Genomic DNA, 9437 nt, shown 5'->3' with positions numbered 1-9437 from the left:
GCTTCCCTGTGGGGAAGCGGACCGGTGTGTTTTCTGGGGAGAGTGCGGGAACCGCTTGCCATTCGGGAAGCGGTTCCTTTCTTTTTGTCCGGGTACTGGCCGGTAATGCCAAAACTGGACGAGTGTGACCAAACTGAAACCCCATATGTCCAAATGGAATTGGCGTGTCGCCCGGCAAAAGCGTTAGCGTGTACGAGCTATGAGGGATGCTGCGACAACAACTTCCGGGGCTTGGCGGATCGACGACCGGACCGCGGTGACTTTCCGCGACGCGGCCGTGGCCTGGTCCTTGGCCGCCCACGAGGTACTGGCCGAATGTGCTTCCGGCTACGGACATTTCGTCACAGTGAACGAACTGGCCGAGCGTGTTCAGGAGATGTCGGGCATTCGCACCGACGCGCCGACCCGCACCTGGATGGACGCCATCCTGCGCAAGGTCGCGCGCCGTTGCCACAATGCCGGCGAACCGCCGCTGACCGCCCTGTGCGTCAAGCAGAATCACAAGGTCAGCGACAGCTACAAGTACGTGCTGGAGCTGGCGCACCTGCCGATTCCCGCCGACCTCGAGGTGCACGCCGCCTACGCCCGGTGGCAGTGCTACGCCGCTTATGGTGCGGACATCCCGACCGACGGTGGCATTCCGCCGCTGATTCCGCGCAATGGCGGCGCGCCGCGCCGGGTCACCGCGGCGGCCGCGGCGCCGGTGGCCAAGCCGGAGCCGGAGGCGCGGAAGGCCGTGTGCGTCAACTGTTTCACCGAGCTCCCGGCCAACGGCGTCTGCTACTACTGCTGAGAATTACGGCGCTGATCGAGCGCGATCGGTGAGTTCGCATGCTCGACAATGTTTCGCGGATCGCCATTATTGAAGTCAGACCCCGAGGTCTGAGTATTTCGAACGTGTTTGCGCCAATGCTGGTCAATTAGGCATCGCCGCCGGTGTCGGTCCGACCGCCGCGCCGTCACCTCGGGCACTGCCTCGGCGCGGCCCCGGATCCGGTTGATCGGTGCTGCGCCGACTGTGCGTTCCTGTCCGGGGCCGGTGAGTTCCTACTTGGGGCCGAAGAGGTTCTTGGGCGGACGGTTGGAGGCGGCGCGGCGCGCGGCGTCCTTCTCCTTGACCCGGTCGGCTTCCTTGCGGACGGCCACCAGGTTCTCGCGTTCGCGGACCAGCCATTCCGGCGGGTCGGCGAGGAGGGCGGTGATCTCCTCGGCGGTGAGCGCGTCGGACACCCCCGCGCGGCCCAGGCCGGAGTTGGAGATGCCGAGCTTCCGGGCCACCACATCGCGCGGGAACGGGCCGTTGGCGTACAGGTCGGTCAGCCACTGCGGCGGGTTGGCGCGCAGTTCGTCGAGCTGAGCGCGGGTGATGGGTGAGCTCTGGAACTCCTCCGGGGTAGCCGGGAGGTAGATGCCGAGTTTGTTCGCCGCGGTCAGCGGCTTCATGGTCTGGGTGTTCTTGTCCGGGCTCACCGGTCCAGCGTATCGGGCGGGTGGGGAGAACCCGCTGGCCGGTGCAATAACCTGGACCCCATGACAGGTCAGGGCCGGTTGGAGTCCATCGACATCACGCGTCTGCGCTGGTTCGTCGCTGTTGCCGAGGAGTTGCACTTCGCCCGGGCGGCGCGTGGCCTGGGCATTTCCCGGCAGCGTTTGAGCGGCACGGTCATCGAGCTGGAGGAAGAGCTCGAGACCAAGCTGTTCGTGCCCGGTGCGCAGCCGACCCAGTTGAGCGAGGACGGTCACGCGGTGCTCGAACAGGCCCGAGCGCTCATCGCGGCCGCGCCGCCGGAACCGGTCGCCGCCCCGGAGGCGGTGGATCGCCTGCGCGTCGGTTTCGTCCCGGGCGTGACCGTCACCAAGTGGGAGCGCATCTGGGGTGAGCGTTTCCCCGAGGTCGCCCTCGACCTGATCCCGGTTCCGATGAAGGAGCAGGAGTCGGCGCTGCGCACGGCCGCGGTCGACATGTGCTTCGTGCGCCTGCCGATCGACCGTGACGGCATGAGCGCGATCCCGCTGTACCGCGAGGTCCCGGTGGTCGTGGTGCCCAAGGACCATCCGATCGCCCTGTTCGATCAGGTCGCCACCGCCGATCTGGCCGACGAGCGCATGCAGGACGCCGCCGACCTGGACGACGCGGCCATGACCATGGAACTGGTGGCCGCGGTGAGCGGCGCCGCCATCGTCCCGCATTCGATCGCCCGCCTGCACCACCGCAAGGATCTGGTCTATCGCACGGTCACCGATGTCCCCGAGACCGAGATCGCACTGGCCTGGCCGACCGCCGCCACCACCGAGCTGGTGGAGGAGTTCGTCGGCGTGGTCCGCGGCCGCTCCCAGCGCAGTTCCCGGTCGCCGTCGGGGCAGCAGCCGGACAAGCAGGCCAAGCAGCAGTCCGCGCCGAAGCGCAAGCCCGCCCCCGCGAAAAAGCCCGCGGCAGCGGCCAAGTCGAAGCAGGGGGCCGCGCGGAAGCCGGGTAAGCGGCGCGGTCGCTGACCGGTTCGGGGGTCGACCTGGAGAAATCTCAGGGTCGACTCAGGGTTGCTCTATACGTATACGTCTACTTATAGTGACGTAAGACGGCGTTCCGCCGTCGGGTATCGCTGAGATCGATTGCGGCACACCGGATGTGAGAGCCGGGGTGCCGTGTCGTACACGCATGCCCATATAAGCATCTACGAATGATTCGGAGCGTCTCATGGCCCTCGAAATGGACAAGCCCGACACCGACCTGGTCCCGGATCCCCTGCCCGAGGGTATGTGCGAGGTTACCCTCCGCGTCGGCCCGGGCGGCCGCCGCACCCAGCGTTTCGTCGGCCGCCCGCTGGCGGACGGTCGTCACGTCACGGGGGAGGGCAGCGAGACGGTGCAGGTCTTCCTGAGCCGCAAGGGCAAGCTGGTCGTGCACCGCCACTACCTGGAGTGGACCGACTTCGCGCAGGCCTCCAAGGATGTCGCGCGGGAGCGCAAGGAGGAGTTCCTCACCGTCCGCAAGAATTCCGACCAGTCGGATCTTTCGGTGATGGCGGACTGGCTCAAAGGATTCGGGGGGTGGCGAGAATTCCTTCAGTTGGATAAGGATGGATACGGCGACTTCACTCTCGACATCGTGGATTCGCTGGGGGAGTTGCGGGATCGTATTCCCGCCAAGGTCTATCGCGTCGTCGCCGACGTGCTGGAGAACCCGGCCTCGCAGGTCCTCGACATCTGAATAGCGCGGCCGAACCCCGAAAGGACTTCTCCCGCATGTTCTCCCGCTTGGGACGCTTCGTCGTCCGATTCCCGTGGCTGGTGATCGGCGCCTGGCTCATCGCCATCGTGGCGGTCGTCGCCACCGCGCCGAAGCTCACCGCCACCACCGAACAGTCCGATTTCCTGCCTTCGCACTACGAATCCGTCCAGGCGATGGAGTTGCAGCAGAAGGCCTTCCCGAACAGCAACACCCCGGCCGCGCTGATCGTCTTCGAGCGCTCCGACGGGGCGCCGCTGACCGACCAGGACGCGGCCGCCATCGCCGCGACCGCCACCAAGCTGTCGGAGCGGAACATCAAGGACGTCACCGGCGTCCAGGCCCTGCCGCCGTCGGAGACCAAGGCCATCGGCGTGGTCGCGGTCGGCATGACCAAGCAGACCGACGCGGCGGCCAAGAACCAGACCGACGCGGTCAAGGCGCTGCGTGACGCGCTGAAGGAGCAGGTCTCCGGCACCGACCTGAAGGCCGGCGTCACCGGTACCGCGGCCCAGATGCTGGATCAGCAGGATTCCAGTCAGAAGGGCCTGGCCATCATCGGCATCGCGACCGTGGTGCTGATCCTGGTGCTGCTGCTGGTCATCTTCCGCAGTCCGATCATCGCGCTGCTGCCGATCATCGTGATCGGCATGGTGTCCGCGCTGGCCAACGGCGTGATCGCCGCGGCCAGTGAGGCATTCGATCTCAAGATCGACAACTCGGTGCAGTCGCTGCTGGTCGTGGTGCTGTTCGGCGTCGGCACCGACTACATCCTGTTTCTGATGTTCCGCTACCGGGAGCGACTGCGGGCCGGTGAGGACCCGAAGACGGCCATGGTCAGCTCGGTCACCCGGGTCGGCGAGGCCATCACCTCGGCCGCGGCGGCGGTGATCATCGCCTTCGGCGCGCTCACCCTGTCCACCCTGGGCATGTTCCGGTCCATGGGCATCGCCCTGGCCATCGCGGTGGCGGTGGCGCTGCTGGCGGGTCTGACCCTGGTTCCCGCGATCGTCTCGCTGTTGGGCACCAAGGTGTTCTGGCCGTCGAAGGCCTGGCAGACCGAGCCCGAGGGCGCGCGGTTCCGGGCGGTCGGCAATGCGCTGGGCAAGCGTCCGGCGGTGTTCGCCGCGGTGTCCGGCGGCGTGCTGCTGGTGCTGGGCGTCTTCGCGCTGGGCTTCAACCCGACCTTCGATCTGAGCTCCGGCTCGACCTCGAACGCGGCCGAATCCACCGTGTACGGCAAGGAATTGCTCAAGGGCATGCCCGCGGGCAGCACCCAGCCGTCGCAGGTCTACCTGCGCGCCGAGCAGGGCACGCTGAACCAGGGCGAGCTCGACACCTTCCGGGCGGCGCTCACCGGTGTGAAGGGTGTGGGCCAGGTGTCGCCGGCGACGCTGTCGAAGGACAGCGCGGTGGCCGAGTTCCAGGTGACCCTCGCCGACAAGCCGGAATCCGATGCCGCGCTGGACACCGTGAAGGGTCCGCTGCGCGATACCGCGCACAGTTCGGCCCCGGCCGGCACCACCGCGGTGGTGGGCGGTATGACCTCGGTGTTCGTCGACTTCCAGCACGCCATGAACCGTGACTACACGGTGGTGTTCCCCGTCGCGGGCATCCTGATCATGATCGTGCTGGCGCTGCTGCTGCGCAGTGTGGTCGCGCCCTGGTACCTGATGGCCTCGGTGTTCCTGGGCTTCGCGGCGACGCTGGGTTCCGCGGTGCTGGTGTTCCAGCGCATCCAGGGCGAGCAGGGTCTGATCTTCCAATTGCCGTTGATCATGTACCTGTTCGTGGTGGCGCTGGGCACCGACTACAACATCCTCATGGTGGCCCGTTTGCGGGAGGAGGCCCGGGAGGGCAACGATCCGCACGCCGCGGCGGCGCTGGCGGTGCGGCACACGGGTCCGACGGTGGCGGCGGCCGGTGTCATTCTGGCGGGCACCTTCGCCTCCATGATGCTGGCGGGCAATTCGGTGCTCTCCCAGATGGGTTTCGCGATCTCGCTGGGCATCACCATCGCGGCGTTCGTCATGGCGATGTTCTTCACGCCCGCGGTGACGGCTCTGGTCGGCCGCTTCGCCTGGTGGCCGGGGCACGGCGGGGATGCCGAAAAACCGCCGGTGTGGGATGCCGAATGGCCGGAAACCGATGTGGTAAGCGGACAATCGCGACACTAAGTTTCGAATAGGTATCCGAATAGGCCGGCCCGCTTCTCCCTTCGAGAAGCGGGCCGGTTCGCTGATACCGTCTTCGTCAGTCGATTCCCGGTGGCAGTGGGATCGCCTGGTGAGGGGATGAATGAATGAGTAAGTCCGACAGTGCTGTTCAGGAGGGGGCCTGTACCGGCAGCGACCGGTATACGGAAGGCTTCCAGGTATTCGAGCAATGGCAGTTGCGGCGATACCACAATGAGCGTCATCTGAAGCATCCGGTTCGCAGCCTGCGCCTGGGCTGGCGGTACCTGACGCTGAGTCACTATTTCGGTGCGGTGCCGCCGATTCGGCTCTGGTGGCGGTCCCGTTTCGGCGGACCGCGCGCTTTGCCCGACTTCACGTGTGTGGGAGCACTGAAGAGCGGAACGACCGATCTGGCAGCCTATTTGATGCAGCATCCGAGCGTGGTGGTGCCGCTGACGAAGGAGATCGGCCACGGTTTCCCGGCCGCCTGGGGTCCGTACCTACCGACCGAACGGGAGAAGGCGGCGGTCGCCGAGCGCACCGGCCGGGCGCTGGTGGGGCATTTCGATCCGCTGCTGCACGATGTGCCGCTGATCGACAACCTCCGCGAGTCCAGTCCGGGCGCGAAGGTCATCATCATGCTGCGCGATCCGGTGCGGCGGGCGTATTCGCACTACAAGTGGGATCTGTTCCTCAGTGGTGAGAACGGTTTGCGCAGTGGGCGTTACGGCGAGAACTTCGGCGAGTACGTGTCGCTGGCGCTGGGGGCCTTCCCGGGTCCGCCGCCGCCGACCATGCTGCCGACCATGCCGATGTTGGCGGCCGGGATCTACGTGAACTCGGTGCGGCGCTGGCTGGACACCTACGGCCGCGAGAATGTGCACCTGGTCGCGGCGGAGGACTTCTTCGCCGATGTGTCCAAGACGGTGTGCGGCATCCACGAGTTCCTCGGGCTGCCCGCGGTGGAGCCGGAGTTGCACGCGGAGGTGGTGAACCGCAATCCGCTGGAGTACCCGCCCGCCGAGGCCGAGTCGCTGGCCCGGTTGCGGGAGTTCTACCGCCCGTACAACGAGGAGCTGTTCGAGCTGCTGGGGCGCGATCTGGGGTGGAATCACCCGGCCTGAGCTGGTCTGACAGAAACACGTTTCACTTTTTTTGCGAAAGTGCCTCGGGGTGAACTGGACAACCGATACAGTTCGGCCCGACGCACAGACTCGGTTCGGCGTGGCCCAACCCGCCGAACCGACCCCGGGCCGGCTGACCATAATCCTCTGTTCCCAGGTCAGCCGGCCTCCTCTCCTTTCGTCGGAGGGGCCGCCGCTAGCGCACGGTCACGTGCCACACCACCGCGGCGGCCAGAGCGCCCGCGCCGTTCACCGCCCAGTGCAGCGCGATCGGCGCGAGCAGGCTCCCGCTGCGCCGCCGCAGCCAGGTGAAGACCACGCCCGCCCCGGCCGTCGCCAGCACCGCGAGCCCGATGCCGAGGATCTGCCCGGCCGGGCCGCTGCCCAGGAAGCCGGTGAGGCCCTTGTTGCCGCTGGTCAGTCCCAGTGACGAGGCGATGTGCCAGAGCCCGAACAACATCGACCCGGCGGCGAACACGCCGCGCGCGCCGACCACGCGATCCAAGGTGCCGTGCAGCACGCCGCGGAAGGCGAGCTCCTCCGGAATCGCGGTCTGCAAGGGGATGACGATCATGGACGCGATGAGCGCGCCCGAGACCGCGGCGTAGCGGTCGTTCAGGAAGAACGGCCGGGTGATGGGCAGGGCCGCGCCGATGGCCACGGCGGCCAGCACCACGCCCACCGCCGCCAGCGCCCAGACCGAGCCGCGCCGCCACTGGGAGGGGGAGAGTCCCAGCTCCGCCCAGCCCAGTCCGCGACGCCGGACCATGGCCACCAGCACCACCGCGGCAATCGGCACCGAGAGGATGCTGGCCCACTGGTTGGTGAAGTGTGCGATGAGGTTGGTGCAGGTCAATACGACGACCACGACGGCAACGTCCACGTAGGCGTGCAGCTTGTGGCCGGTCGGGGTGGGCGCTTCCGGCAGTGCCACCGCCGCGCCGTTATCGTTTCGAGACATCCCGGCCAGTGTACGAGCGAATTCTTGGAATCCGCTTCGATTGTGGTTAATCGCTCGCCCAGCCCGCGGGGTCGTCCCAGGCCCGCAGGGTGCGCGCGGTTTCGAATCGCCGGGGCTCGCGGGTGACGGGGTCGGGGAACTCCAGCGCCGACGCCAGCAACTGCAGCGGCCGCGTGTAGTCGTCGACCGGCTTGTCGGTGAGTTCCGGGTAGAAGTCGTCGCCCAGGATCGGGATCCCGAGGCTGTTCATATGGATGCGGATCTGGTGGGTGCGGCCGGTCCGCGGTCGCACCCGGTAGCGGCCCAGCCCGTCCCGGTGGTCGAGGAGTTCGATCAGCGTCTCGGCGTTCGGCTCACCCTCGGTCTCGTAGGCCTTGAGCACCTGGCGTTCCTTGACGATGCGGCTGATGACCGTGCGCGGCAGCTCCAGATCGGGATCGAAGCGCGCGATGGCCTCGTACTCCTTGTGGACCAGGCGCTTGTGGAACATGGTCTGATACGCCCCGCGCCGAGCCGGATTGATGATGAAGAGGACGAGTCCGGCGGTCACCCGGTCCAGCCGGTGCGCGGGCACCAGATCCGGCAGGTCCAGTTCCCGGCGCAGCTTCACCAGGGCGGTCTGCAGGATGTGCTGGCCGCGGGGGATGGTCGAGAGGAAGTGCGGCTTGTCCACGATCAGGATGTCGTCGTCGCGGTGGACGATGCCGATGGGGAAGGGGACCTCGGTCTCCTCGGGCAGATCGCGGTGGAACCACACCGCGCCGCCGGGCGCGTAGGGGGTGTCGAGGGCGATGGGTCCCGCCAGGTCCACGATGCCGCCCTCGAGCAGCAGTTCGTCGATGCGTTCGGGCCGGACCCGGGGCAGCCGTTCCACGAGGTGGTCGCGGATGGTCGCCCAGTCGCCCTCCTCGGGTAGCCGCAACCGAGCCGGATCCAATCCGTGCCGCTTCGGTAGCGGTGGTTGCTGCCTGCGTCTCACCTGGGAAACCCTAGCCCCCGGGTATGTCCGGATTGCGAGGTACGGTGGGCCGACGCCTGGAATGTCCGGGTCAGCGCAGTGATCGGGGGTCTCGTGTATCCGAACGACCAACAGCCTCAGGGCGTGCCGGGCCAGCCCGGTCAGCCGCAGCCTGGCCAGTACGGCTATCCGCAGCCCGGGCAGCCGGAATACGGTCAGCCCGCGTACGGCCAGCCGGACTACGGGCAGCAGCCCGGCTACGGTCAGCCTCAGCCCGCCTACGGTCAGCCGGATTACGGCCAGCCCGGCTATCAGCCGATGCCGCCCGGCTATCCGGTGGCGCCGCCGCCCGCGCAGGGCACCAATGGCTTCGCCATCGCCGCACTGATCTTCGGTCTGCTCGGTACCTGTCTGCTCGCCGTCCCGTTCGGCGTGATCGCGCTGAATCAGACCAAGCAGCGCAATCAGGCCGGGCGCGGCCTGGCCATCGCCGGTCTGATCGCCTCGGGTCTGTGGGTCGTGTTCGCCGTGGTCATCGTGGCCATCGCCGCGGTGACCGATTCGAACACCACGGCGGCGCAGGACAATACGACCCGCACCTCGGCCCTGTCGGATTCGCCGACCTCCATCTCCATCGACGAGGTGAAGACCGGTGACTGCGTGCAGACGGTGGAGGAGAACAACCACATCCGCAAGGTGACCGTGCTGCCCTGCGATTCCCCGCACGACGGCGAGGTGATCACCCAGGTGCACTTGCCGGGTTCGTGGCCGGGTTCGGGTGACGCGTCCTTCGACAAGGCTAGCGAGGCCTGCCAGGTGCAGCTGGACAAGCTGCTGGCCTCGAGCCCGGTGGTCGACAAGCTGGAGTCGTTCATCCTCTATCCGGCGAACGAGACCCAGTGGAACAAGTCGAACGGCCGCGCGACCTGCATGGTGCACAACGCGGACGGTTCGAAGCTGACCAAGAAGGTGCCGCGCTGACCCTCGGTGT

Annotated in this window: 9 protein-coding genes; 6 read left to right on the top strand and 3 right to left on the bottom strand. The window is 67.3% G+C overall.

The features are described from left to right. Positions 1 to 199: 199 nt before the first annotated feature. Positions 200 to 793 (top strand): hypothetical protein, encoded by a 594-nt coding sequence (locus tag ACFV4K_RS20325; protein ID WP_379276771.1) that lies wholly within the window; start codon positions 200 to 202, stop codon positions 791 to 793. A gap of 254 nt (positions 794 to 1047) precedes the next feature. On the opposite strand, the gene ACFV4K_RS20320 is transcribed toward ACFV4K_RS20325, so the two are convergent. Further along, entirely contained in the window at positions 1048 to 1470 is a 423-nt protein-coding gene (locus ACFV4K_RS20320; RefSeq protein WP_357089166.1) for a DUF5997 family protein, read from the bottom strand. A 60-nt stretch (positions 1471 to 1530) separates the two neighbouring features. On the opposite strand from ACFV4K_RS20320, the gene ACFV4K_RS20315 reads away from it, so the two are divergent. From ACFV4K_RS20315 to ACFV4K_RS20300, 4 genes are all read left to right on the top strand, one after another. Then, entirely contained in the window at positions 1531 to 2493 is a 963-nt protein-coding gene (locus tag ACFV4K_RS20315) for a LysR family transcriptional regulator (protein ID WP_379276770.1), read from the top strand. A 202-nt stretch (positions 2494 to 2695) separates the two neighbouring features. After that, on the top strand, positions 2696 to 3208 hold the full coding sequence (locus ACFV4K_RS20310) for an EXLDI protein (protein ID WP_379276768.1): 513 nt from the start codon (positions 2696 to 2698) through the stop codon (positions 3206 to 3208). A 35-nt stretch (positions 3209 to 3243) separates the two neighbouring features. Beyond that, a complete protein-coding gene (locus ACFV4K_RS20305; protein WP_379276766.1) occupies positions 3244 to 5403 on the top strand; it encodes an MMPL family transporter in 2160 nt (719 codons plus the stop codon). Between the two features lie 125 nt (positions 5404 to 5528). Next, positions 5529 to 6527, top strand: a complete 999-nt coding sequence (locus tag ACFV4K_RS20300; RefSeq protein WP_379276764.1) for a sulfotransferase domain-containing protein — start codon at positions 5529 to 5531, stop codon at positions 6525 to 6527. Between the two features lie 196 nt (positions 6528 to 6723). Here the strand turns inward: ACFV4K_RS20300 and ACFV4K_RS20295 are convergent, their stop codons facing one another. Continuing rightward, positions 6724 to 7488 (bottom strand): CPBP family intramembrane glutamic endopeptidase, encoded by a 765-nt coding sequence (locus ACFV4K_RS20295; protein WP_379276762.1) that lies wholly within the window; start codon positions 7486 to 7488, stop codon positions 6724 to 6726. A gap of 46 nt (positions 7489 to 7534) precedes the next feature. Continuing rightward, on the bottom strand, positions 7535 to 8467 hold the full coding sequence (locus ACFV4K_RS20290) for a pseudouridine synthase (protein ID WP_379276760.1): 933 nt from the start codon (positions 8465 to 8467) through the stop codon (positions 7535 to 7537). 123 nt (positions 8468 to 8590) lie between these two features. On the opposite strand from ACFV4K_RS20290, the gene ACFV4K_RS20285 reads away from it, so the two are divergent. Then, on the top strand, positions 8591 to 9427 hold the full coding sequence (locus ACFV4K_RS20285; protein ID WP_379276758.1) for a DUF4190 domain-containing protein: 837 nt from the start codon (positions 8591 to 8593) through the stop codon (positions 9425 to 9427). Positions 9428 to 9437 lie beyond the last annotated feature (10 nt).

This window comes from Nocardia sp. NPDC059764, assembly GCF_042732555.1.
Taxonomy (GTDB): Bacteria; Actinomycetota; Actinomycetes; order Mycobacteriales; family Mycobacteriaceae; genus Nocardia.
Note: the sequence above shows the minus strand (reverse complement) of the source record. Positions and strands in the feature narration are given on the sequence as shown.